Source organism: Kitasatospora sp. NPDC022785, from assembly GCF_055561295.1.
In genome coordinates this window covers 1-24,022 of the sequence record NZ_JBVHHB010000008.1, presented here as the reverse complement: position 1 = coordinate 24,022, position 24,022 = coordinate 1, and the positions used below count along the sequence as shown (strand labels likewise).

The 24,022-nt window shown below is 72.8% G+C and carries 21 protein-coding genes; 12 read left to right on the top strand and 9 right to left on the bottom strand.

The window, feature by feature from the left end; genetic code table 11:
• Positions 1 to 6 precede the first annotated feature (6 nt).
• A complete protein-coding gene (locus ACZ3YO_RS15045) occupies positions 7 to 432 on the bottom strand; it encodes a hypothetical protein (RefSeq protein ID WP_465569330.1) in 426 nt (141 codons plus the stop codon).
• A 235-nt stretch (positions 433 to 667) separates the two neighbouring features.
• On the opposite strand from ACZ3YO_RS15045, the gene ACZ3YO_RS15040 reads away from it, so the two are divergent.
• A complete protein-coding gene (locus ACZ3YO_RS15040) occupies positions 668 to 1,537 on the top strand; it encodes a MurR/RpiR family transcriptional regulator (protein WP_396321329.1) in 870 nt (289 codons plus the stop codon).
• Positions 1,538 to 1,570: 33 nt separating this feature from the next.
• Here ACZ3YO_RS15040 and ACZ3YO_RS15035 read toward each other — a convergent pair whose 3' ends face one another.
• Together ACZ3YO_RS15035 and ACZ3YO_RS15030 are read right to left on the bottom strand one after the other, a co-directional pair.
• Complete coding sequence (locus tag ACZ3YO_RS15035; protein ID WP_465569329.1) at positions 1,571 to 2,050, bottom strand: SRPBCC family protein; 480 nt, start codon at positions 2,048 to 2,050, stop codon at positions 1,571 to 1,573.
• Positions 2,051 to 2,152: 102 nt separating this feature from the next.
• Complete coding sequence (locus tag ACZ3YO_RS15030; RefSeq protein WP_465569328.1) at positions 2,153 to 3,073, bottom strand: Uma2 family endonuclease; 921 nt, start codon at positions 3,071 to 3,073, stop codon at positions 2,153 to 2,155.
• Between the two features lie 182 nt (positions 3,074 to 3,255).
• Here ACZ3YO_RS15030 and hutU point away from each other — a divergent pair, with 182 nt between their 5' ends.
• The 4 genes from hutU to hutI all read left to right on the top strand — a co-directional run bounded on the left by hutU (position 3,256) and on the right by hutI (position 8,822).
• The gene (hutU, locus tag ACZ3YO_RS15025) at positions 3,256 to 4,926 is read left to right on the top strand and encodes a urocanate hydratase (RefSeq protein WP_465569327.1); all 1,671 of its coding nucleotides are present in this window, start codon (positions 3,256 to 3,258) and stop codon (positions 4,924 to 4,926) included.
• A 20-nt stretch (positions 4,927 to 4,946) separates the two neighbouring features.
• Positions 4,947 to 6,149 carry an allantoate amidohydrolase gene (locus ACZ3YO_RS15020; RefSeq protein WP_465569608.1) on the top strand — a complete coding sequence of 401 codons (1,203 nt, stop codon included), beginning with the start codon at positions 4,947 to 4,949 and terminating at the stop codon, positions 6,147 to 6,149.
• Positions 6,140 to 7,516: a formimidoylglutamate deiminase gene (locus tag ACZ3YO_RS15015; protein ID WP_465550955.1), complete on the top strand. Its 1,377-nt coding sequence runs from the start codon at positions 6,140 to 6,142 to the stop codon at positions 7,514 to 7,516. The genes ACZ3YO_RS15020 and ACZ3YO_RS15015 overlap by 10 nt, the downstream gene beginning before the upstream one ends.
• A gap of 136 nt (positions 7,517 to 7,652) precedes the next feature.
• On the top strand, positions 7,653 to 8,822 hold the full coding sequence (hutI, locus tag ACZ3YO_RS15010) for an imidazolonepropionase (RefSeq protein ID WP_465550953.1): 1,170 nt from the start codon (positions 7,653 to 7,655) through the stop codon (positions 8,820 to 8,822).
• Positions 8,823 to 8,869: 47 nt separating this feature from the next.
• Here hutI and ACZ3YO_RS15005 read toward each other — a convergent pair whose 3' ends face one another.
• Positions 8,870 to 10,960, bottom strand: a complete 2,091-nt coding sequence (locus ACZ3YO_RS15005) for a prolyl oligopeptidase family serine peptidase (protein WP_465569326.1) — start codon at positions 10,958 to 10,960, stop codon at positions 8,870 to 8,872.
• 189 nt (positions 10,961 to 11,149) lie between these two features.
• Positions 11,150 to 12,658: a peptide MFS transporter gene (locus ACZ3YO_RS15000; RefSeq protein WP_465569325.1), complete on the bottom strand. Its 1,509-nt coding sequence runs from the start codon at positions 12,656 to 12,658 to the stop codon at positions 11,150 to 11,152.
• A 329-nt stretch (positions 12,659 to 12,987) separates the two neighbouring features.
• Here ACZ3YO_RS15000 and ACZ3YO_RS14995 point away from each other — a divergent pair, with 329 nt between their 5' ends.
• Both ACZ3YO_RS14995 and ACZ3YO_RS14990 read left to right on the top strand, forming a co-directional pair.
• Positions 12,988 to 13,662 (top strand): response regulator transcription factor, encoded by a 675-nt coding sequence (locus ACZ3YO_RS14995; RefSeq protein ID WP_030290974.1) that lies wholly within the window; start codon positions 12,988 to 12,990, stop codon positions 13,660 to 13,662.
• Between the two features lie 54 nt (positions 13,663 to 13,716).
• Positions 13,717 to 14,964 (top strand): ATP-binding protein, encoded by a 1,248-nt coding sequence (locus tag ACZ3YO_RS14990; protein WP_396321320.1) that lies wholly within the window; start codon positions 13,717 to 13,719, stop codon positions 14,962 to 14,964.
• A 117-nt stretch (positions 14,965 to 15,081) separates the two neighbouring features.
• Here the strand turns inward: ACZ3YO_RS14990 and ACZ3YO_RS14985 are convergent, their stop codons facing one another.
• Together ACZ3YO_RS14985 and ACZ3YO_RS14980 are read right to left on the bottom strand one after the other, a co-directional pair.
• A complete protein-coding gene (locus tag ACZ3YO_RS14985) occupies positions 15,082 to 15,774 on the bottom strand; it encodes an ester cyclase (protein WP_465569324.1) in 693 nt (230 codons plus the stop codon).
• 110 nt (positions 15,775 to 15,884) lie between these two features.
• Positions 15,885 to 16,424 (bottom strand): GtrA family protein, encoded by a 540-nt coding sequence (locus ACZ3YO_RS14980; protein ID WP_465569323.1) that lies wholly within the window; start codon positions 16,422 to 16,424, stop codon positions 15,885 to 15,887.
• A gap of 228 nt (positions 16,425 to 16,652) precedes the next feature.
• Between ACZ3YO_RS14980 and ACZ3YO_RS14975 the strand changes: the two genes are divergently transcribed.
• The 4 genes from ACZ3YO_RS14975 (at position 16,653) to ACZ3YO_RS14960 (ending at position 20,236) form a co-directional block, all read left to right on the top strand.
• Complete coding sequence (locus ACZ3YO_RS14975; protein WP_465569322.1) at positions 16,653 to 17,810, top strand: 5-(carboxyamino)imidazole ribonucleotide synthase; 1,158 nt, start codon at positions 16,653 to 16,655, stop codon at positions 17,808 to 17,810.
• Positions 17,807 to 18,376, top strand: coding sequence for a 5-(carboxyamino)imidazole ribonucleotide mutase (gene purE, locus ACZ3YO_RS14970; RefSeq protein ID WP_465569321.1), 570 nt, complete (start codon positions 17,807 to 17,809; stop codon positions 18,374 to 18,376). The genes ACZ3YO_RS14975 and purE overlap by 4 nt, the downstream gene beginning before the upstream one ends.
• A 23-nt stretch (positions 18,377 to 18,399) precedes the next feature.
• Positions 18,400 to 19,644, top strand: a complete 1,245-nt coding sequence (locus ACZ3YO_RS14965) for a dipeptidase (protein ID WP_465569320.1) — start codon at positions 18,400 to 18,402, stop codon at positions 19,642 to 19,644.
• A 166-nt stretch (positions 19,645 to 19,810) separates the two neighbouring features.
• On the top strand, positions 19,811 to 20,236 hold the full coding sequence (locus tag ACZ3YO_RS14960) for a CoA-binding protein (RefSeq protein ID WP_465569319.1): 426 nt from the start codon (positions 19,811 to 19,813) through the stop codon (positions 20,234 to 20,236).
• Positions 20,237 to 20,268: 32 nt separating this feature from the next.
• On the opposite strand, the gene ACZ3YO_RS14955 is transcribed toward ACZ3YO_RS14960, so the two are convergent.
• Both ACZ3YO_RS14955 and ACZ3YO_RS14950 read right to left on the bottom strand, forming a co-directional pair.
• Positions 20,269 to 20,958, bottom strand: coding sequence for a hypothetical protein (locus ACZ3YO_RS14955; protein WP_465569318.1), 690 nt, complete (start codon positions 20,956 to 20,958; stop codon positions 20,269 to 20,271).
• 136 nt (positions 20,959 to 21,094) lie between these two features.
• Positions 21,095 to 22,432 (bottom strand): UDP-glucose dehydrogenase family protein, encoded by a 1,338-nt coding sequence (locus ACZ3YO_RS14950; RefSeq protein ID WP_396321312.1) that lies wholly within the window; start codon positions 22,430 to 22,432, stop codon positions 21,095 to 21,097.
• Positions 22,433 to 22,659: 227 nt separating this feature from the next.
• Between ACZ3YO_RS14950 and ACZ3YO_RS14945 the strand changes: the two genes are divergently transcribed.
• A complete protein-coding gene (locus tag ACZ3YO_RS14945; RefSeq protein WP_465569313.1) occupies positions 22,660 to 23,814 on the top strand; it encodes an LCP family protein in 1,155 nt (384 codons plus the stop codon).
• The last annotated feature ends 208 nt before the right edge of the window (positions 23,815 to 24,022 follow it).

Genomic DNA, 24,022 nt, shown 5'->3' with positions numbered 1-24,022 from the left:
GTGGGCTCAGTCCCACTCGCTCCGCGACCGCTTCGACCGGCGCTCGTCCCGGCGGTCGGACAGCACGGCGGCGAAGTTGACCCCGACGATGCCGGTCCAGCAGACCACCAGGCCCATGAAACCGGTGAAGCCGTTGGTGCCGCCGTTGGTCGCGATGGCGGTCAACGGGATGCCCAGGACCAGCGAGACCAGCGGCAGCCGGTTGCCGGAGCGGCCGAACGGGCGGCGGCGCAGGTGCTCGGCCGGCCCGTAGTCGTCGAGCCGCTCCGAGACCCGGCGCTCCACCCGGGCGTCGAGGCGGGCGTCCATCCGTGCGTCGAGCCGGGCCAGGAACGAGTCGACCAACTCCGACTCGTACTCCTTGCCCAGCTCTTTGCGGGCCTGCAGGGTGGCGTCGAGGTCGCGCCGCAGTTCGTCCTGGCGAGTGTCCATGCCGCCAAGCCTGCGCCCGCGGTACGCCGCCGGTCCATCGGTTCGCGCGGTAATCGGGGCGGACTCAGGGGGAAATCAGGGTCCCCCCGAGACGTGCCCGGGGGCCTCGTCCGGGCGCCGGTCCCACCCCTCGGGACGTCTCACCGGGCGTCCCGGCGTACGAGACGTCTTTGCCAGCGGGCGCGCGCTGCTGCACAGTCGTCGTCCGAACAGCTCGCACCCGGAGGTACTGCTGATGACCGCCACCGACGACACCGGCACGGTCGGCCCCTCCGCCCGGCTGCTCCAGCTCTTCGAGGGCCACCGGCTCACCCCCACCCAACGCCGGATCGCCCACTCGCTGGTCCGGCACGCCACCGAGGCCCCGTTCCTCTCCAGCGTCGAGGTCGCCGAGCTGGCCGGCGTCAGCCAGCCCTCCGTCACCCGCTTCGCGGTGGCGCTCGGCTACGACGGCTACCCGGCGCTGCGCAAGCAGCTGCGCGAACTGGGCGCGGGCGAGCCGGCCGCCCCGGAGACCCCGGCCGACGCCGTCCGCAACGAGCACCAGCAGGCCGTCCTCGCCGAGATCGAGCACCTGCGCCACCTCGCCGAACTCCTCGCCGACCCCGAGCCGATCACCCGCGCCGCCCGCCTCCTCGCCGCCTCCCGCCCGCTGCCCGTCCTCGGCCTGCGGGCCGCCTCCGCGCAGGCCCGTGGCTTCGCCTACTTCGCGGCCAAGGTGCACCCCGACATCCGGCTGCTCGACGAGGGCGGAAGCATGCTCGCCGACCGGCTCGAACAGGCCGCCGCGGCCGGCGCCAGTGCCCTGCTCTGCTTCGCGCTGCCGCGCTACCCGCGCGAGCTGATGGATGCCCTGGCCGTGGCCCGGGAGTGCGGGTTGACCGTCCTCACCGTCGCCGACAGTGCCTTCGCGCCGGTGGCCAAGCTCTCCGATCTGATGCTGCCGGCCGCCGTCGGCACCGGCCTGGTCTTCGACACCGCCTGTGCGCCGATGATGCTCGGCCGGGTGCTGCTGCAGACCATGTGCGACGAACTCCCCGGCGCCGAGGCCCGGTTGGAGGCGATCGAGCAGGCGGCGGCGGCGCGCGGTCTCTTCCTGGAGTAGAAGCGGCCCGGAGCGGCCGGCGGCGGCCGGCGGTCAGCCGGCGAGGGCGGTCCGGAGCCGCTCCAGGGTGGCGCGCATGCCGGCCCGGTTGGCCGCGGCCCGCCGCTCCGGGGAGACCCCGGTGAAGACCTTGCCGAGCAGCTCGGCGAACGGCGCGCTGCGACCGGTGCGCAGGTCCCGCCAGTACTCGGTGACCGTCGTCCCGCCGTTCCCGTCCGCCGCGAAGCGGTAGCCCCACTCGGCGATCGGGATCCCGAACGAGTCGACCCGGAAGGCGAATTCACGGTCCGGGTCGGCGACCGTCACCCGGCAGGTGGTGAACCAGACGAAGAGGCCGCGGCGGTTGAACCCGACGAACCGCTCGCCCGCCCGGAGCGACCCCCGGCGGGCCCAGACCGCGCGGCACTCGGGGCTCCACTCGCCCGTCCGGCGCACCTCGCTGACGGCCCGGTACGCGGCGGCCGGTCCGGCCGCCACCGTGATGCTTTCCTCAACGCTCCACTCGCGGCCCACTGCGGCCCCTCCCCGATCGCTCCCGCCCGGTGTCGGCGCTTCTGCGCGCGCAAGTGACCGTACCGTCACGTTGCCGATCCGCCCAGAGCGGGTATCACCCTGTCAGGGGGTGCCGCCATGCGCGTGATCCACGAGATGAAGTTCGTCGGCCGGCTCGCCTCCGGCGCCGACGAATGGTCCTGCCCCGCCTGCGGACGCCGCGTCACCCTGCGCCGTCTGCCCGACCCCGAACTCGTCGTCCTCGACCCGGGTGACCAGAGCGCCGTCCACGTCGGCGTCATCGAGCCCGACGCCGGCACGGCCGCCGCCGAGAAGTACGGCCTCGGCCCGGTCCAGGAGATCCCCCGCCCGCCCCGCCCCCCGGCCGCGGCCGGCCCCGACGCCGACGACCGCCGGTGGCTCGCCGAGATCGGCATCGACTGGGACGGCGACGCGGCGGCGTGACGTGCGCTCAGCGCCTCTGGGCGTACAGCGGCAGCTCGTCGGTGCGCAGCTCCGGCGGCAGGGGTGCGGCGAGCGGGACGGGCTCGCCGTACTTGCCGTGCAGTACGCCCTGGTAGCGCCGTCGCGCGGGTGGGTGTAGAGCGTCCAGACGCCCGTGCGGGGGTCGGCCGAGAGCAGCACGGCCACCCCGGCGATCGCGTACCACTCGGCCTTGGCCGTGATGCCGCCGGCGCGCTCGGCGCTGGAGATCACCTCCACGGCCAGTGCGACGTCGTGCGGGTCGGCCAACCAGTCGTCGTCCTCCTCCCAGCCGGTGGGGAGGACGACGAGAGCGGGTGTGGCGTAGTCCTCCGCGTCGTCGGGCATGGCGACGGACGAAACCTCGAAGGCACCGAGCCTGTCCGGCAGTCGCGACTCCAGCTGGATCCTCAGCCGGCGGACGGTTCCCGCGTGCTTGCCGCGAGGAGTGGGGGACATCACCAGGGTTCCTCCGATGATCTGGACGCGGAGGCCGGTGCTCCGCTCGATCTCCTCCGCCGCGTCCCGGAGCCTGCCCGGTCGCACGCTGATGGCCGTCATCGTGTCCTCCGCTCCTTGGCACTGGGCCGAGTGGCTGGTGTTCGCTCGCTTCGGGGTAGCGCTCGGCGGTCGATCGTACGGGCGCTGATCGGATGGGGTCCGAGGTCTGGCCGAGGGCTGAATGATTGGATATATTCAGCAGAGTCGAGCTTGAATGAATTCATCCGCAGAGAGGCCGGGACATGGTGCAGCAGCAGACGAGCGGACCGCGTGAGGTGCGTGCGGCGCGCGGGACGGCGCTGACGACGCAGGGGTGGCAGCAGGAGGCCGCCCTGCGGATGCTGATGAACAACCTCGACCCCGAGGTGGCCGAGCACCCGTCGAAGCTGGTGGTCTACGGCGGCACCGGCAAGGCGGCCCGCGACTGGCGCTCCTTCGACGCCATGGTCCGCACGCTGCAGACGCTGAAGCAGGACGAGACCATGCTGGTCCAGTCCGGGCGTCCGGTCGGTGTCATGCAGACGCACGAGTGGGCGCCGCGGGTGCTGATCGCCAACTCCAACCTGGTCGGCGACTGGGCCAACTGGGAGGAGTTCCGCCGGCTGGAGAGCCTCGGGCTCACCATGTACGGGCAGATGACCGCCGGCTCGTGGATCTACATCGGCACCCAGGGCATCCTCCAGGGCACCTACGAGACCTTCGCGGCCGTGGCCAACAAGCGGTTCGAGGGCACCCTGGCGGGGACGATCACCCTCACCGCCGGCCTCGGCGGGATGGGCGGCGCCCAGCCGCTGGCCGTCACCATGAACGGCGGCGTGGCGATCTGCATCGACTGCGACCCGTCCCGGATCGCCCGCCGGATCGAGCACCGCTACCTGGACGTCGAGGCCAAGAACCTCGCCCACGCGCTGGAGCTGGCCACCGCCGCCCGCGACAAGAAGCAGCCGCTCTCCATCGGCCTGCTGGGCAACGCCGCCGAGCTCTTCCCGCAACTGCTCGCGATGGACGCGCCGATCGACATCGTCACCGACCAGACCAGCGCCCACGACCCGCTGAGCTACCTGCCGGTCGGCGTCTCCTTCGACGACATGGCGACCTACGCGGCCGAGAAGCCCGCCGAGTTCACCCAGCGCTCGCGCGAGTCGATGGCCAAGCACGTCGAGGCGATGGTCGGCTTCATGGACGCCGGCGCCGAGGTCTTCGACTACGGCAACTCGATCCGCGGCGAGGCCCAGCTGGCCGGCTACGACCGCGCCTTCGCCTTCCCCGGCTTCGTCCCGGCGTACATCCGGCCGCTGTTCTGCGAGGGCAAGGGCCCGTTCCGCTGGGCGGCGCTCTCCGGCGACCCGCAGGACATCGCCAAGACCGACAAGGCCGTGCTCGACCTCTTCCCGGAGAACGAGTCGCTGCACCGCTGGATCAAGATGGCCCAGGAGAAGGTGCACTTCCAGGGCCTGCCCGCGCGCATCTGCTGGCTCGGCTACGGCGAGCGGGACAAGGCCGGCGAGCGGTTCAACGACATGGTCGCCTCCGGTGAGCTGTCCGCCCCGATCGTCATCGGCCGCGACCACCTGGACTGCGGCTCGGTCGCCTCCCCGTACCGCGAGACCGAGGCGATGCTCGACGGCTCCGACGCGATCGCCGACTGGCCGCTGCTCAACGCCATGGTCAACGTCGCCTCCGGCGCGTCCTGGGTCTCCATCCACCACGGCGGCGGCGTCGGCATCGGCCGCTCGATCCACGCCGGCCAGGTCACGGTGGCCGACGGCACCGCGCTGGCCGGTGAGAAGATCCGCCGGGTGCTCACCAACGACCCGGGCATGGGCGTCATCCGGCACGTCGACGCCGGTTACGACCGCGCCGACGAGGTCGCCGCCGAGCGCGGGGTCCGCGTCCCGATGGGTGAGCTGTGAGCTCCGACAGTTTCGAGGAGATGTGGGCGGAGCTGCTCCCCGTGGGCCGCTCCGCCGCCTCCGGCGGCTACCGCCGCTTCGCCTGGAACTCCGCCGACGCCGAGTGCCGGGCCTGGTTCGAGGAGCAGGCCCGCAAGCGCGGCCTGACCTACGAGCTGGACCGCAACGGCAACCAGTGGGCCTGGCTGGGCGACCCGGCCGCCGGTGGCGCGGTCGTCACCGGCTCGCACCTGGACTCCGTCCCGGACGGCGGCGCCTACGACGGCCCGCTCGGCGTCGTCTCCTCCTTCGCCGCACTGGACGACCTGCGCGGCAGGAAGGCGGACCTCACCCGGCCGCTGGCGATCGTCAACTTCGGCGACGAGGAGGGCGCCCGGTTCGGCGTGGCCTGCATCGGCTCCCGGCTCAGCGCCGGCGTGCTCGGCCGGGAGGCCGCGTACGAGCTGCGCGACGCCGACGGCGTCCGGCTGCCCGACGCGATGGAGAAGGCCGGCTACGACCCGGCCGCGATCGGCGCGGACGGCGACCGGCTGGCCCGGATCGGCGCCTTCGTCGAACTCCACGTCGAGCAGGGCCGCTCGCTGGCCGAGGACCAGCCGGTCGGTGTGGCCAGCGCGATCTGGCCGCACGGCCGCTGGCGGTTCGACTTCCACGGCGAGGCCAACCACGCCGGCACCACCCGGATCGAGGACCGCCGCGACCCGATGCTGACCTACGCCAACACCGTGCTCGCCGCGCGGAAGAAGGCGAAGCTGGCGGGCGCCCTGGCCACCTTCGGCAAGGTCGCCGTCGAGCCCAACGGCACCAACGCGATCGCCTCGCTGGTCCGCGGCTGGCTGGACTCCCGGGCCGCCGACGAGGTGACGCTCACCGCGCTGGTCGAGGAGATCGAGCGGGCCGCGTACGAGCGCGGCGAGCGCGACGGTGTCCGGGTCGAGCTGACCCGCGAGTCCTACACCCCGGTGGTGGACTTCGACGGGCCGCTGCGCGACCGGCTCGCCCGTCGTCTCAACAGGGACGGGGCCCTCGGCGGCGTGCCGATCCTGCCCACGGGCGCGGGACACGACGCCGGAATCCTGGCATCGGCGATCCCGACCGCCATGCTGTTCGTACGTAACCCGAGCGGCGTCTCGCATTCCCCGGCCGAACACGCCGAGACGGCCGACTGCCTGGCCGGAGTCGCCGCCCTCGCCGACGTACTGGAGGACCTGGCGTGTCAGTAGGCCGTGCCGGAGGCGCGCAAACGACGACTTTCTGGGCGCAGTACGCCTGGCTGCCGCACGTGAACGGGCCGGTGGTCGAGCAGGACGTGCTGATCGCCACCGGGCCCGGCGGCCGGATCGCCAAGGTGACGCCGGACAGCGGGCCGTGCCCGCCCGGCGCCGTCCGGCTGGAGGGGCTGCTGCTGCCCGGCCAGGCGAACGCCCACTCGCACGCCTTCCACCGGGCGCTGCGCGGCAACGTCCAGGTCGGCTCCGGCACCTTCTGGACGTGGCGCGACACCATGTACCGGTTCGCCACCGCGCTCGACCCGGACAGCTACCTGGCGCTGGCCACCGCCGTCTACGCCGAGATGGCACTCGCCGGGATCACCGCGGTGGGGGAGTTCCACTACCTGCACCACGCGCCCGGCGGCGTCCGCTACGACGACCCGAACGCGATGGGCGAGGCGCTGATCGAGGCCGCCGCCCGGGCCGGCATCCGGATCACCCTGCTGGACACCTGCTACCTCTCGTCCGGCTTCGGCGCGGAGCCGACCAAGCCGCAGCGCCGGTTCAGCGACGGTGACGCGGACGCCTGGGCGGAGCGCGCCGACGGGCTCAAGCCGCGCGAGCACGCCCGGATCGGCGCCGCCATCCACTCGGTGCGGGCGGTACCGGCCGAGCAGCTCGGCACCGTCGCGCACTGGTCGGCGATGCGCAAGGCCCCGCTGCACGTCCACCTCTCCGAGCAGACCGCCGAGAACGACGCCTGCCTCACCGCGCACGGCGTCACCCCGACCCGGCTGCTCGCCGACCACGGCGCACTCGGCCCGCGCACCTCCGCGGTGCACGCCACCCACCTCACCGACGAGGACATCAAGCTCCTCACCGACACCTCCACCAGCATCTGCATGTGTCCCACCACCGAACGGGACCTCGCGGACGGCATCGGCCCGGCCCGCCAGCTGGCCTCGGCCGGCTGCCCGGTCACCCTCGGCAGCGACAGCCACGCCGTCATCGACCCGTTCGAGGAGGCCCGCGCGCTGGAGCTGGACGAGCGGCTGCGCACCCGCACCCGCGGCCACTGGACGGCCAACGCGCTGCTGCGGGCCGGCACCGAGGACGGGCACGCCTCGCTCGGCTGGCCGGAGGCGGGGCGGATCGAGGCCGGTTCGCTGGCCGACTTCACCGTGATCGCGCTGGACTCGGTGCGCACCGCCGGACCGCCGCCCCGGCTCGGTGCCGAGATCGCGGTGTTCGCGGCCTCCGCCGCCGACGTGCGGCACGTGGTGGTCGGCGGCCGGCACGTGGTCAGGGACGGGGTGCACCAGCTGGTGCCGGACGTCCCGGGCGCGCTGCACTCCGCGATCGCCGCGCTGAGCTGCTGAGCCGTCGAGCGGCTGAGCGGCTGAAGTCCCCGTCACTCCCGGGGGCGGGGCGGGGGCCGATCCCGCCCCGCCCCCGGATCCATCCGTCCGTGAAAGGTCCCATGTGAGCACCCCGAGCAGCCCCCAGAGCCAGGGCATGCCGAGCACCTTGATCACCGGTGTCGGCAGCCTGGTCACCAACGACCCCGCGCACGGGACCGGGCCGCTCGGCCTGCTCACCGACGCGGCCGTGGTGGTGGACGGCGGCACGATCGCCTGGGTCGGTCCGGCGGCCGAGGCGCCCGCCGCCGACGAGCGGTTCGACGCGGCGGGCCGGGCGCTGCTGCCGGGCTTCGTCGACTCGCACGCCCACCTGGTCTTCGCGGGCGACCGCACCGCCGAGTTCAACGCCCGGATGTCCGGCCAGTCGTACTCCGCCGGCGGGATCCGCACCACGGTCGCCGCCACCCGGGCGGCGAGCGACGCCGAGCTGGACGCCAACCTGGCCCGCTTCGTCCGCGAGGCACTGCGGCAGGGCACCACCGCGATCGAGTGCAAGTCCGGTTACGGGCTGACGGTCGTGGACGAGGCCCGGGCGCTGCGGATCGCCTCCTCGTACACCCCCGAGACCACCTACCTCGGCGCCCACGTCGTCGCCCCCGAGTTCGCGGACGACCCGGCCGGCTACGTCGACCTCGTCACCGGCGACATGCTGGACGCCTGCGCGCCGTACGCCCGCTGGGTGGACGTGTTCTGCGAGAACGGTGCCTTCGACGGCGACCAGGCCCGGGCCGTCCTGACCGCCGGGATCGAGCGCGGCCTCACCCCCCGGGTGCACGCCAACCAGCTCTCCTACGGGCCGGGTGTGCAGCTCGCCGTCGAACTGGGGGCGGCCTCCGCGGACCACTGCACCCACCTGACGGACGAGGACGTCGCCGCGCTGGCCGGTTCGGCGACGGTGGCCACGCTGCTGCCCGGCGCGGAGTTCTCCACGCGCGCCGCCTACCCGGACGCGCGCCGGCTGCTCGACGCGGGCGCCGTGGTCGCGCTCTCCACCGACTGCAACCCGGGCTCCAGCTTCACCAGCTCGATGGCGTTCTGCATCGCGGTCGCGGTCCGGGAGATGGGGATGACGCCGGACGAGGCGGTCTGGGCCGCCACCGCAGGCGGCGCGCACGCGCTGCGGCGGACGGACGTCGGGACGGTGACGGTGGGTGCCCGGGCCGACCTCCAGCTGCTGGAGGCTCCCTCGCACGTCCACCTCGCCTACCGGCCCGGGGTGCCGCTGACGGCGGCGGTCTGGCGCGCGGGCGTGCGGGAGGTCTGACGCCGAGGGCCTGCCCCCGCACCCCGGTCCGGGTGCGGGGGCGTCCGTCACCGGCCCAGGCCCAGCGAGCGCCGGATGAAGTCGAGCTGGTGGTGGTGGAGGTTCTCCGCCACCGACTCGTCGGAGGGCGTGTGGGTGGTGCCGCTGAGCGGCAGGAGCTCGTGCGGGCGGCCGGCGGCCAGCAGGGCGCCGGAGAGCCGCAGGGCGTGGACGGGGAACACGTTGTCGTCGGCGAGGCCGTGGACGAGCAGCAGCGGGCGGCGCAGCCGGGGAGCGTCGCCGACCAGCGAGCACGCGTCGTAGCGCTCGGGGTGCTCGTCGGGGTGGCCGAGGAAGCGCTCCTGCCAGTGGGTGTCGTAGAGCCGCTGGTCGGAGGGGGCCGCCCCGGCGACGGCGGCGTGGAAGACGTCCGGGCGCCGGAGGACGGCGAGCGCGGCGAGGTAGCCGCCGTAGGACCAGCCGCGGATGGCGACCCGGTCGAGGTCGAGCAGCCCGGGCCGCAGGCGGGCGGTCTCGTGCAGGGCGTCGACCTGGTCCTCCAGGGCCGGTGTGGCCTTGTCCCCGAACACCTCCTTGTCCCAGCGGGGGCCTCGCCCGGGGGTGCCGCGGCCGTCGACGGTCAGCACGGCGAAGCCCTGGTCGGCGAACCACTGGGAGACGAGGTCCCACCAGGCGCCGGCGGTGGTGACCTTCTGCTGCGCCGGCCCGCCGTACGGGTCGAGGAGGACGGGCAGCGGGCCGTCCTCGGGGCGGTGGCCGGCGGGCAGGAAGAGTGCGGCGCGCAGGTCGCGCGGGCCGAGGCGGAGCAGTTCGGGCCGCGCGGTCAGGACGGGCGGCTGCGCGTGGGAGGCCACGGGGAGCGGCGGGCGGCCGTCGCTCCGGACGCTGGTCCGGCCGGCGGGGGCTCCGGGCTCCCGGGTGGTGAGGACGAGCGTGCCGCCGCGCCGCACGCCGGTGTGGAGGCCCGGCCCGTCGCTCAGCCGCCGGAGGCCGGCGACCGGTTCGTACAGCCAGAGGTGGGTCTCGGTGGGCTCGGTGGTGGCGGTGAACAGCACCTGCTCGCCGTCGGTCCCGGTCACCTCGCGCAGCTGGAGCCCGGCCGGGGTGACGGGCTCGCCGTCGACGGTGAGGTGCCGGGTGTCGCCGTGGTCGGCGGAGCCGACCAGCGCGCCCGCCGCGGTGCGGACCGGCAGACCAGGGACGAGCTCGACCCAGCGCTCGTCGCGCTGCTCGGCGAGGAGCCGGGTGGTGCCGTCGGCCGGGTCGACCGCCAGGGTCAGCACGGTGTGCTGGTCGCGGCTCTGCACGGCGGCGAACGGGCCGTGCCCGTCCCACCCGGCGGCGGCCAGGTACTCGTACGCCGTGCGGTCCCAGCGGACCTCGGTGCGGGCGCCGTCCAGGCCGAGCAGCCAGAGCGAGACGTCGGCGTTGGCGGTGCCGGCCAGCGGGTAGCGGATGACGCGCGGCTGCCGCTGCGGGTTGGCCGGGTCGGCGAGGTGGAGGCGGCTCAGCGGGCCGTTGTCGACCCGGGTGGCCAGCAGCCGGGTGCCGTCCGGGGACCACCAGTGGGCCCGGGTGCGGAACATGGACTCGGCGGCGACGTGGTCGGCGACCCCGTACGCCACCTCCTCCTGTTCGGGTTCGGCGAGCACCCGGTCGCCGCTGCCGTCGGCCCCGACCACGCGCAGCGCGCCGCCGCCGGCATAGGCGATCCGGCGGCCGGCCGGGTCGAGGCGCGGGTCGTACACCTCGGTGGCGGTGGGGACCGGCCGGACGGTGCCGGTGGTGGTGTCGGCGAGCCAGAGCGCGCCGCCGAGGGCGAAGGCGGCCAGCCGGCCGGTGGCGTCGGTGGAGTACGCGGTGATGCCGGTGGTCAGGACCCGGGCCCGTTCGCGGCGGATGCGCTCGGCCTCGGGCAGTTCGTCACCGGGGCCGGCCAGTGTGGACGGATCGACGACCAGCCGTTCCCGGCCGGTGGCGGTGTCCAGCGCCCAGAGGCAGGAGAGCGGGTCGTCGCCGGCCCGGCTGCGCAGGAAGAGCACGGTGCCGCCGTCGGCGGAGACGGCCGGGTGGACGGGGGTGCCCAGGGTGAACCGCCGGGTGCGGGCGAGCTGGCGGGGGAGGCTGTCGGTCGGCATCCCGACACCCTCGCACGGCCGGGCGCGGGCGTGCGAGGGAAATCGGCCGGGGCCTCGATCACGGCCGGGGGCGGGCGTGCCCGGACACACGGCCGGAGCCGCGGCCGGCCGGGGCGAACGCGGCCGGGGCCGGTGCGGATCTCAGGAATCCGCACCGGCCCCGGTGGCAGGTGTGCCGTCAGCGCGCCGTCAGTGGACGTCGCCCATCAGCCGGACGACCTTCTTGCGGTACATCCACAGCGCCACGCCGGCGAGGATCGCCATCACGCCCTGGACCGCGAAGTACCCGGTGGAGCCGACCACCTTGTCGCCGAGGACCAGCTGGAAGATGGCCGCGACACAGTCACCCGCGGTGACCGCGAGGAACCAGACACCCATCATCTGGCTGGCGTACTTCGTCGGGGCCAGCTTGGTGGTGACGGAGAGGCCGACCGGCGAGAGGGTCAGCTCACCGACGGTCTGGACCAGGTAGACCATGGCCAGCCAGAGCGGGGTGACCTTGGTGCCGCCCGTGGCGGCGGCCATCGCCAGCATCATGACGAGGAAGGAGCCGCCGATCATCAGCAGACCGAAGGCGAACTTCACGGTGGTGCTGGGGTTCTTGGCCTTGCGGGCCAGGGCCACCCAGAGCCAGGCGAAGACCGGGGCCAGCGCCATGATGTAGAGCGGGTTCAGCGACTGGAACCAGGTCGACGGGAAGTTGAAGCCGAACAGCGTGGACGCGGTGTTCTCGTCCGCGAAGATGCTCAGCGTCGAGCCGGACTGGTCGTAGATCATCCAGAAGACGGCGGCGGCGATGAAGAACCAGATGTAGCCGCTCATCCGGGACTGCTCGGTCTCGTCGAGGTCCTTGTCGCGCTTCACCTTGGCGAAGACGAAGACCGGGATCGCGATGCCCGCGATCGACAGCGGCCAGATCGCCCAGTTGATGGTGAAGTGACCGGTCAGCGCGACGACCGCGTAGAAGACCACGGCCACGGCCAGCCAGAGGCCGGCCTTCTTGAAGATCGCGCTCTTCTCGGCCGCCGAGATCGGCGAGGTCACCACGTCGCTCTTGGCGCTCAGGTGGCGGGTGCCGAGCAGGAACTGGATCAGGCCGAGCGCCATGCCGATGCCGGCCAGGGCGAAGCCGAGGTGCCAGTTGACGCTCTGGCCGACGGTGCCGATGACCAGCGGAGCGGCGAAGGCACCGAGGTTGATGCCCATGTAGAAGATGGTGAAGCCACCGTCACGGCGCGGGTCGTTCGGCCCGTCGTAGAGGTGGCCGACCATCGTCGAGATGTTGGCCTTGAGAAGACCCGAGCCGACCGCGATGAACGCGAGGCCGACGAAGAACGACACGCTCGCCGGCACGGCCAGCAGGAAGTGGCCGATCATGATGATCGAGCCGCCGAGGGCGACGGTCTTGCGCGCGCCGAGGAAGCGGTCCGCGATCCAGCCGCCCGGCAGGGCGAGCAGGTAGACCATCGCCGTGTACACGCTGTAGACGGCGGCGGCGACGGCCGCCTTCATGCCGAGACCGCCCTCCGCGATGGAGGCCGTCATGTAGAGCACCAGCAGGGCACGCATGCCGTAGTAGCTGAAGCGCTCCCACATCTCGCTCATGAAGAGGGTGGCGAGGCCCCGGGGGTGCCCGAGGAAGGTCTTGCCGCTGGGAGAGGCCGACTGAACGCCGGGCTCCAGGGTCGTAGACGCCATGTGTAGTGGTTCCTTGCCTGACAGCGTCCGCCTAGGGGGGTGGCGGCGGACGTGGACCAAACCACTGTACGTGGCGATATTTGGCGCCATCAGCTGACAAAACACGCCAATCAGGTATGCCAATGGTAAAGCTCGCGACAGGCTAACTCGGCTGATCCATGGTTCCGTCGAGAGAATTCCTTCGGTTTGAAGCCCGGGGAGCAGAATCTTCGCCGAACGGGCGGTCCGGACATGTCCGTTGAGCGGTGATCACCCCCCGTATAACGATCACGCTCTGTGAACTAGCTCACAGGGGAAACGGCCATACCCCGGCGGACTACCATCACCACATGACCTGTGTGCTGCTCGCCGAGGACGATCCGGCGATCTCCGAACCGCTCGCCCGGGCCCTGCGACGCGAGGGCTATGAGGTGCTCGTCCGCGAGGACGGTCCGACCGCACTGGCCGCCGGACTCACCGAGGAGGTCGATCTCGTCGTCCTCGACCTCGGCCTGCCGGAGATGGACGGCCTCGAGGTCTGCCGCCGCCTGCGCGCCGACGGCAAGAGCTGCCCCGTCCTGGTGCTCACCGCCCGCGCCGACGAGGTGGACACCGTGGTCGGCCTGGACGCCGGAGCCGACGACTACGTCACCAAGCCCTTCCGCCTCGCCGAACTGCTGGCCCGCGTCCGTGCCCTGCTCCGGCGCGGCAACGTCGACCAGCTCACCACGGGCGCGCACGGGGTGAAGATCGACATCGAGTCGCACCGCGCCTGGCTCGGCGAGGAGGAGCTCACCCTCTCCGCCAAGGAGTTCGAGCTGCTGCGGGTGCTGGTCCGGGACGCGGGCCGGGTGGTCACCCGCGAGGAGATCATGCGCCAGGTCTGGGACACCACCTGGTGGACCTCCACCAAGACGCTGGACATGCACATCTCCTGGCTGCGCAAGAAGCTCGGCGACGACGCGGCCAACCCCCGCTACATCGCCACCGTGCGCGGGGTGGGCTTCCGCTTCGAGAAGAATTAGCCGCGAAACGATCCAGCCCCCGCGGGGGTACGTACCACCACGGGGAGCGGCAGCGTGAAACGCCGGATGATCAACTCGCTGCTGGGCGTCGTCCTGGTGGTGGTCGCGGTCTTCTGTGTCCCGCTCGCCCTGGTCGAGAAGCGCACCATCGTCAACTCGGCCCAGGACCGGGTGGACGCCGCCGCCGTCCGGGTCCTGGCCCTGGTGGAGAACCGGCTCGCCGCGGGTGAGCCGGTCACCGGCGACAAGTTCGCCAACCAGGTCACCGACGGCCAGTACGTCGAGGTGGACATCCCCGGCAAGGAGCCCGTCTCCAGCGGCGAGCGCCCGGCCGGGAACCACCTGTTGAAGGCGGTGGAGCAGGGCGCCAGCGGCGAGACCGTCACCGTCGAGCAGTCCCGGGAGGCGGTCGACCACGAGATCGCCAACATGCTGCTGTTGCTCGGCGTCGTCGCCCTGCTCGCCGTCCAGGCCGCCGTCGCCCTCGCCGTCTGGCAGGCCAAACGGCTGGCCCGCCCGCTCACCGACCTCGCCGAGACCGCCGAACGGCTCGGCTCCGGCGACCCCCGCCCGCGCGACCGCCGCTACGGGGTGCCCGAGCTCGACCGCGTCGCCGAGGTGCTGGACGTCAGCGCCGAGCGGATCGCCCGGATGCTCACCGCCGAACGCCGGCTCGCCGCCGACGCCTCCCACCAGCTCCGCACCCCGCTCACCGCGCTCTCCATGCGGCTGGAGGAGATCACCGCGCTCGCCGAGGAGCCGGAGACCGTCAAGGAGGAGGCGACCATCGCCCTCCAGCAGGTCGAGCGGCTCACCGACGTCGTCCAGCGGCTGCTCACCACCCAGCGCGACCCGCGCAGCCCCACCGCCGTCGCCTTCGACCTGGACGACGTGGTCAAGCAGCAGGTCGAGGAGTGGGGCCCGTCGCTGCGCGGCACCGGCCGGGTGCTCCAGCTGGAGGGCCTGCGCGGGGTCACCGCGGTCGGCACCCCGGGCACCGTGGCCCAGGTGCTGGCCACCCTGATCGAGAACTCGCTGATGCACGGTGCCGGGATGATCACCCTGCGGGTGCGGCCGTCCGGGACGTCGGTGGTGGTCGAGGTGCAGGACCAAGGCGCCGGGGTCCCGCCGGAGCTGGGCAACCGGGTCTTCGAGCGCGCGGTCAGCGGCCGCAACTCGACCGGCATCGGCCTGGCCGTCGCCCGCGACCTCGCGGAGGCGGACGGTGGGCGGCTCGAACTGCTCTCGCTCCAGCCGCCGGTGTTCGCGCTCTTCCTGGGGCGGAGCCGCAGGGACGACTAGCGGTGTCTGGGGCGGAGCCGCACGGGCGAGCGGCGGGGCCGGGGGTGCCGCCCCAAGCGCGACCGGCGGCTCTTGGGGCGGAGCCGCAGGGCCCACCGGCCCGGCGTGAGCGGTGGATCAGCTGGGCATCATCCCCAGCTGGCGCATCAGGCCCATGACGTCCCACTGCCACCAGCCTTCCGCGATCATTCCGTCCGCGAAGCGGAAGGTCGTCGTGCCGCGTCCGACGACCGACTTGCCCGTGGACGGCACGCCCATGAAGTCGGCCTTCTGTGTGGCGTGCCACGTCCACCGGGTGGCGACCTCGTCGCCCTCGGCGATCTGGCTGTCGATGGCGAAGGTGAAGTCGAAGGCTCCGACGTAGCCGGCGCAGCGCTCCTTGAAGGCCGCCGGGCCGACCGCCTCCCCCTCACTGGCGTAGTCGTGGTCGCGGTAGTCGGCGGCCATGCACTCGTCGATCATGCCGAGGTTGCCCTTGGCGATCTCGTCCAGGAGCCGGGTCGCGGTGTCCTTGTTGAACTGTTCGTCGCGGACCACGTCGAGGTCGGTGAAGGTCGGCGGCTCGTCGCAGAGCGCCACCATCTCCCGGAATATCCGGTCGGTCTCGGGCAGGTGGGAGTTCTTCATGGCCTCCTCGTACGAGGCGAACTCCACGATCTCCACGACGTGCTTGGTGTCGGAGCGGTCCGTGGCGACCACCGCGTGGCCGGCCGTCCGCCTGCCCTTGGTCTGCTCGGCCCAGCTGTCCATGAGCCGGTTGAGGTCGTCCAACTTGTCGGTCTTGCAGTCGATGATCTGGACGAACGCCATGGCGAGCCTCCTGAGTACCCCCCGGGCCTCGATCGTTCGCCGGCCGTGCTCGCCCTCGGTCACCACTGTCCTCTTGTGGAGGCGCGCGCGGCAAGTGGGACGGGGGAGGCCTACTCGGCCTTGGCGTACCGGATCTCCCGGGCGGCCAGCATCAGCTCGGCCTGTGCCGCCAGCTCGCTGCCGGGCTCCTCCGCCCTCTCCGGCTCGGGGGTCGTGGTGAACACCCAGGTCCGGTACGAGATGAAGCGGAACACCGTGGCCACCGCGAGGCCGACCACCTTGGCGCCCAGCTGCTCGTAGTTCGAGTCGAGGCCCAGCACGTACCTCGAGAAGCCGAGCACGCCGGTCTCGATCAGCATGCCGATGCCGCTGTAGACGAGGAAGAGCGTGATCTCCCGCTTGCGGGAGGCGGCGTCGCGGTCCCGGTACAGCCAGTAGCGGTAGCCGAGGTAGTTGGTCGCGATCGCGATGACCGTCGCCACGATGTTCGACCGCACCGAGGCGAGGCCCAGCCCGTTGATGCAGATCCAGAAGAGGGCGAAGTTGACCACCACGCCGCTCAGGCCGACGATGCCGAACTTCACGACTTCGCCCTTGAGCCCACGCAGTTTCTGCGCCAGCGAGGGGTTCGACGCTTCGGTCGTCGCCATACCGGGCTGCCTCCATGTACCAGCGGACGATGGGCCCGGAGCGGATGCTCGGTCGGCCCTTGAGCCCTGCGTGCACGCACATGATCAGACCACGCGTACCAGGACCTAGCGGCCCAGGCTACCCGCTTCCGCCGTTCGGCTCAGCCCCGAGGGTCCCGTGCATTCTGGGACGCCCCCCGGGGGCGGAGCGGTTCCACGGGCTCCCACCGGCCCGGATATCCTGGCGGGGTGACTTCCCCGGGCAATGCGAATTTTCCAGTGGTGGGCATGATCGGCGGCGGGCAGTTGGCCCGCATGGCACACCAGGCGGGCATCCCGCTCGGGGTCAGGTTCAAACTCCTCGCCGACACGCCCCAGGACTCCGCCGCGCAGGTGGTCTCCGAGGTCGTTCTCGGTGACTACCGCGACCTCGACACGCTGCGCCGCTTCGCGGCCGGCTGTGACGTGATCACCTTCGACCACGAGCACGTGCCGACCGAGCACCTGCGGGCCCTGCAGGCCGACGGCGTCGCCGTCCGGCCGGGCCCGGAGGCGCTGGTCAACGCCCAGGACAAGGGCGTGATGCGGGCCAGGCTCGACTCCATCGGCGTGCCCTGCCCCCGCCACCGGATCGTCGCCGACCCGGCCGACGTCACCGCCTTCGCGCAGGAGGGCGCCGGCTACCCGGTCGTGCTGAAGACCGTCCGCGGCGGCTACGACGGCAAGGGTGTCTGGGTCGTCGGCGACGAGCGGGAGGCGCACGCGCCGTTCCTGGCCGGCGTCCCGGTGCTGGCCGAGGAGAAGGTCGACTTCGTCCGCGAGCTGGCCGCCAACGTGGTCCGCTCGCCCAGCGGCCAGGCCGTCGCCTACCCGGTGGTGGAGAGCCTCCAGGAGAACGGAGTCTGCGCCGAGGTCACCGCCCCGGCGCCGGACCTCGACCCGGCCCTGTCCGACGAGGCCCAGCAGCTGGCCCTGCGGATCGCCGGCGAGCTGGACATCACCGGCCACCTCGCGGTCGAGCTGTTCCAGACCCGGGACGGCCGGATCCTGGTCAACGAGCTGGCCATGCGCCCCCACAACTCCGGGCACTGGACCCAGGACGGCGCCGTCACCTCGCAGTTCGAGAACCACCTGCGGGCCGTGCTGGACCTGCCGCTCGGCGACCCCCGGCCGCGTGCCAAGTGGACCGTCATGGTCAACGTCCTCGGCGGCGACTACCCGGACATGTACCACGCCTTCCTGCACTGCATGGCCCGCGACCCGGGCCTGAAGATCCACATGTACGGGAAGGACGTGAAGCCCGGCCGCAAGGTCGGCCACGTCAACGTCTTCGGGGACGACCTCGACGACGTCCGCGAGCGCGCCCGCCACGCGGCCGCCTACCTGCGAGGAACGATCACCGAATGACCCACCCGTCGCCCGGCCAGCACCCCTACTCGAGCACCGACGCGCGCACCCCCCTCGTCGGCATCGTGATGGGCTCGGACTCCGACTGGCCCGTGATGGAGGCCGCCGCCCAGGCCCTCGACGAGTTCGAGATCCCCTACGAGGTGGACGTCGTCTCCGCGCACCGGATGCCGCGCGAGATGGTCGCGTACGGCGAGAACGCCCACACCCGCGGGCTGAAGGCGATCATCGCCGGCGCCGGCGGCGCGGCCCACCTGCCGGGCATGCTCGCCTCGGTCACCCCGCTGCCGGTCATCGGCGTGCCGGTACCGCTGCGCTACCTGGACGGCATGGACAGCCTGCTGTCGATCGTCCAGATGCCGGCCGGCGTGCCGGTGGCCACCGTCTCGGTGGCGGGCGCGCGCAACGCGGGCCTGCTGGCGGTGCGGATGCTGGCCGCGTTCGACCCGGAGCTGACCGAGCGGATGACCGACTTCCAGGCCGAGCTGAACAGCCAGGCCACCGAGAAGGGGAAGAAGCTGCGGGCCAAGGTGGCGGGTTCCTCCTCCTTCGGCTTTGGAAAGTAGTCAAATCGGATACAACAGCTCGTATGACATCTGAGCTGTTGGACTCCTCCACCCCGTCGGACTCCACCGCCCTGCTGGAGCGTGCCCGAGCCGTCCTCCGCGACACCCCCGTGGTGGACGGGCACAACGACCTCCCCTGGGCGATGCGCGAGCAGGCCGGATACGACCTCGACGCGGTCGACCTGGCCGCCGACCAGCGCGACCGCCTGCACACCGACCTCGCCCGCCTCACCGCGGGCGGGGTCGGCGCGCAGTTCTGGTCCGTCTACGTCCCCTCCCGGCTGGCCGGCGACCACGCGGTCAGCGCCACCCTGGAGCAGATCGACTTCGTCCGCGCCCTCGCCGCGCGCTTCCCCGACCGGCTCCGGCTCGCCACCACCGCCGCGGACATGGAGGCCGCCCGCGCCGAGGGCCGGATCGCCTCCCTGATGGGCGCCGAGGGCGGCCACTCCATCGACTGCTCGCTCGCCACCCTGCGCGCCCTGTACGCGCTCGGCGTCCGGTACCTGACGCTCACCCACAACGACAACACCCCGTGGGCCGACTCCGCCACCGACAAGCCCGCCGCCGGCGGCCTGACCCGGTTCGGCGAGGAGGTCGTCCGGGAGATGAACCGGCTCGGCATGCTGGTCGACCTCTCGCACGTCTCCGCCGGCACCATGCGTGACGCGCTGCGGGTCAGCGAGGCGCCGGTGCTCTTCTCGCACTCCTCCGCGCGCGCCGTCTGCGACCACCCGCGCAACATCCCGGACGACGTGCTCGCCCAGCTGCCCGCCAACGGCGGCGTCGCGATGGCCACCTTCGTGCCCAAGTTCATCCTGCCGGCCGCCATCGAGTGGACCGCCGCCGCCGACGAGAACATGCGCGCCCAGGGCTTCGACCACCTCGACACCACCCCGGCCGCCATGGCCTGCCAGCGCGCCTTCGAGGAGGCCAACCCGCGCCCGGTCGCCACCCCCGCCACCGTGGCCGACCACCTGGACCACATGCGCGAGGTGGCCGGCATCGACCACATCGGCATCGGCGGCGACTTCGACGGCACCGCCTTCCTCCCGGACGGGCTGGACGACGTGGCCGGCTACCCCAACCTGATCGCCGAACTGCTCCGTCGTGGCTGGTCGGAGACCGACCTCGGAAAGCTCACCTGGCACAACGCCGTGCGCGTGCTGCGCGACGCCGAGGCCGTCGCGCGCGACCTCCGGTCCACCCGCGGCCCGTCCATCGCCACCATCGCGCAGCTGGACGGCGCCGAGCCCCGGGAGTCCTGACCCGGTCGCGGGATCCGGACGGCCGGGCGCGCCGACCTGCGCCGACCTGCGCCGACCTGCGCCGACCGGCGCCGACCTGCGCCGACCTGCGCCGCCGTCGGCCGGGAATGGCCGGGGCCGCGGTGGCGCTGGGTCGGGTGGGTTCTCGGCTGCGAGGAGGCAGGACATGTACGGCGACCCGGAGACGGTCCGGAAGATCCTTACCGAGCTCGGTGACACCTGGGCCGTCGTGGGCCTCTCGTCCAACCGGCGGCGGGCGGCCCACGGTGTCGCCGAGGTGCTGCAGCGCTTCGGCAAGCGGATCGTGCCCGTGCACCCGAAGGCGGAGACGGTACACGGCGAGAAGGGGTACGCCTCCCTCGCGGACATCCCGTTCGAGGTCGACGTGGTGGACGTCTTCGTCCGGCCGGAACTCGCCGGCGGGGTCGCGGACGAGGCGGCCGCGATCGGGGCCGCGGCCGTCTGGTTCCAGCTCGGCGTGGTCGACGAGGCCGCGTACGAGCGGACGCGGGCCGCGGGGCTCTCGATGGTGATGGACAAGTGCCCCGCCATCGAGATCCCGCGCCTCGGCCTGGCCGGCCGGTTCGGTTAGGGCCCCTCCGGGACGGCTCCGGGGCCGTCGGGTCAGCGCGGTGGCCCGGGTGGCGGGGAGGAGGGCGGCGGGGGAGGTGCCCGGTCATGGTCCGAACCGGTCCAGTTCGGGACGGGGCCCCGTCGCCGCGCGGGGCCTTCGCGGGGGACCCGGGGAACGGCGTGCTCGGGTGAGAGCCCCAGGGCGAGTCGCCAGAGGATGCCGAGGGTCACGAGCCCGGCCACCAGGAAGAACGCGGCCAGGCCGATCCTGGTGGCCCAGTCGTCCGAGGTCACCAGGGAGGCCGAGGCGAACTCGCAGGTGAGTGCCAGCGCGACGTAGAAGAGCAGTCGCACCATCGATCCGGCGAAGGAGTGCAGGGGATAGAGGAGGAGGACCAGCCTGGTCCTCCTCCAGAACGGGGTCTGTTCGCCCTGCGGCGCCTCGGTTTCCGGTGTCTGCAGGGCCCGGAGCTGGTCCTCCAGGTAGCCGGCCGCCCAGGCCCGTGCCGGGGCGGCGTCCACCCCCGGGGCGATGGCCGCGTAGGTGCTGAACCACTGGCCGAGGAAGCCGAGGTAGGCCTGCGCCTCCTCCAGCTGCTGCCGCCGCCTGGTCGCGGCGCTCCGTCGGGCACGCCAGTCCCGTAACCAGAGCCCCGCGGCGCCGAGGAGCGCGGCCACGGTGGCCGGGAGCGCCGACGTCACCACGTCGTGGACGACGCCCGACGCGTCCGCTGCGGCCATGCCCTCACCTCATCCGGCCCGTTCCGGCGACGGGGGAGCCGATGCCCCGTCCGTCGAGCATGCGGCGGACCGGGCGGGCGGTGCCAACGAGGATGAGCCGTTCGGCCGTCCCCGCGATCGGCGGCGGGGGCTCCCGTCAGCTGGGGCGGCCGAGCGCGCGGTACGTCCAGCCGGCCTCGCGCCAGGCGTCGGCGTCGAGGACGTTGCGGCCGTCCAGCAGACGGCGCTCGGCGACCACCGCACCCAGCTCGGCCGGGTCGAGGGCGCGGAACTCCTGCCACTCGGTGAGGTGCAGCACCACGTGCGCGCCCTCGGCGGCCTCCAGCGGGGAGTCGGCGTAGGCCAGGCCCGGGAACATCTTGCGGGCGTTGTCCATCGCCTTCGGGTCGTACACCGTGACCTGGGCGCCTTGGAGCTGGATCTGGGCGGCGACGTTGAGCGCGGGCGAGTCCCGGATGTCGTCCGAGTTCGGCTTGAAGGCGGCGCCCAGGACGGCGACCCGGCGGCCGAGGAAGCCGCCGCCGCACTGCTCGCGGGCCAGCTCCACCATCCGCGAGCGGCGGCGCATGTTGATCGAGTCGACCTCGCGCAGGAAGGTCAGCGCCTGGTCGGCGCCCAGCTCCCCGGCCCGGGCCATGAACGCGCGGATGTCCTTGGGCAGGCAGCCGCCGCCGAAGCCGAGGCCGGAGTTGAGGAACTTGCCGCCGATCCGCTCGTCGTAGGAGAGCGCGGTGCTCAGCTGGGTGACGTCGGCGCCGGCCGCCTCGCAGACCTCCGCCATCGCGTTGATGAAGGAGATCTTGGTGGCGAGGAAGGAGTTGGCGGCGGCCTTGACCAGCTCGGCGGTCGCGTAGTCGGTGACCACGAACGGCACCCCGGCCGCGATCGGGTCCGCGTACACCTCGCGCAGCAGTTGCTCGGCGCGCTCGCTGCGGGTGCCGACCACGATCCGGTCCGGGCGCAGGGTGTCCTGGACGGCGAAGCCCTCGCGCAGGAACTCCGGGTTCCAGGCGAGTTCGGCGCCCTCGCCGACCGGTGCCAGCGAGGCCAGCCGCTCGGCCAGCCGGCCCGCCGAGCCGACCGGGACGGTCGACTTGCCGACCACCAGCACCGGGCGGGTCAGGTGCGGGGCGAGCGCGTCGATCGCGGCGTCCACGTACGACATGTCGGCGGCGAACTCGCCCTTGCGCTGCGGGGTGTTGACGCAGACGAAGTGCACGTCGCCGAAGTCGGCGGCCTCCTGGGCGGAGGTGGTGAAGCGCAGCCGGCCGGTCGATCCCTCGTGGCCCGCCACGTGCTTGAGCAGCAGCTCGGACAGGCCCGGCTCGTACATCGGGACCCGGCCGGCGGTCAGCGTGGCGATCTTCTCCGGGTCGACGTCCAGCCCCAGCACCTCGAAGCCGAACTCCGCCATGGCGGCGGCGTGGGTGGCACCGAGATAGCCGGTGCCGATCACGGAGATGCGGAGGGCCACGGGTTCCCCTTATGTGGAATCTCGACCTGGGCGGGTGCGGGCGGACATGACGTGCGAGGACCGATGCTATCCGGCTGCACGGGTGCCGCCCAGGCCGTCCCGGCGGCACCGGGTTTTCGGCCGCGGGGGCGCGGTTTCCGGGCAGGGCACGGGGCCCGGCGCGGACCGGGGGTGCGATCTCGGCGGAACCCCCGCGCGGGAGATGTGACCGGCGGCACAATGCGCGCATGGATCCGAAGCCCGAGCGCACGGACGAACCCGAGAACACCGACGAGACGGCCGGGCTCAGCCTCTTCGAGCCGCGTGAGGACGGCGGGGGAGCGCCCGGGCCCGACGCCGACCGCGAGCCGCCGGGCCGGCGCCGCCGCACCCGCCGCGTCCTGCTCTGGACCCTCTCCGTGCTGCTGGTGCTGGCCGGCGGCGCCGGCGGCGCGCTCTACTGGACGGCCGAGCACTACGCCTCGTCCGTCACCCGGATCCCGAACGCCTTCCCCACCGCGCCGGAGTCCGCCCAGCCGAGGCCCGTCCCGTCGAGCGGCCTCAACCTGCTGCTGGTCGGCCTGGACGCCCGCTCGGACGTCCCGACCACCGGCAGCAGGGCCGATTCCCCGGCCTGGCAGGCGGGCGCGGCCCGCAGCGACACCATGATGCTGCTGCACCTCTCCGACGACCGCCGCAGCGCCTCGCTGGTCTCGCTGGCCCGCGACACCTGGGTCTCCGTGCCCGGCCACGGCCAGGCCAAGCTCAACGCCGCGTACTCCTGGGGCGGCCCGGCGCTGATGACCGAGGCCGTGCAGGACCTCACCGGCATCCGGATCGACCACCTCGCCGTCATCGACTGGAACGGCTTCCGCGAGCTCACCGACGCCGTCGGCGGGGTGGACATCACCATCGCGCGCACCATCGAGGCGGCCGGCGAGGCCCGCGCCTGGGAGGCCGGCACTCATCACATGGACGGCGCGCAGGCGCTGCTCTACGTCCGCGAGCGCTACGGCCTGCCCGGCGGCGACCTCGACCGCACCAAGCGACAGCAGAACTTCCTGCGCGCGCTGATGCTGCGGATCATGGACTCGGGCACGCTGACCAGCCCGTCCAGGCTCGGCGGCCTGCTGCAGTCGGTCGGCGAGGTGGTCAGCGTGGACGACCGGCTCTCCAACGGCGACCTCTTCCAACTCGCCTGGAGCCTGCGCTCGCTGCGGCCGGACGACGTCCGCTTCATGAACGCGCCGTTCGGCGGCTTCGACACGCGGGAGGGCCAGAGCGTCGTCCTGCTGGCCGAGCGCCCGGCCGCCCAGCTCTGGGAGGCGATGCGCAACGACCGGATGCCGCAGTACTTCCAGGAGCACCGGGCCGGCGACACCCTGGGGGTGGACGTCGACTGAACCTAGGCAGCCGCAGGTCGGAGCCCTAGGATCTGTCTACTGAACGGTAGTTAACTCACTTCACTCCTTCATCACACGAACGAGGCGGGAATCATGGCGGGCAGCGCAGGGGCGGACTTCGATCTCTTCCGGATCTCCGAGGAGCACGAGATGCTCCGTGAGGCGGTGCGTTCGCTGGCCGAGGCGAAGATCGCTCCGTTCGCGGCGG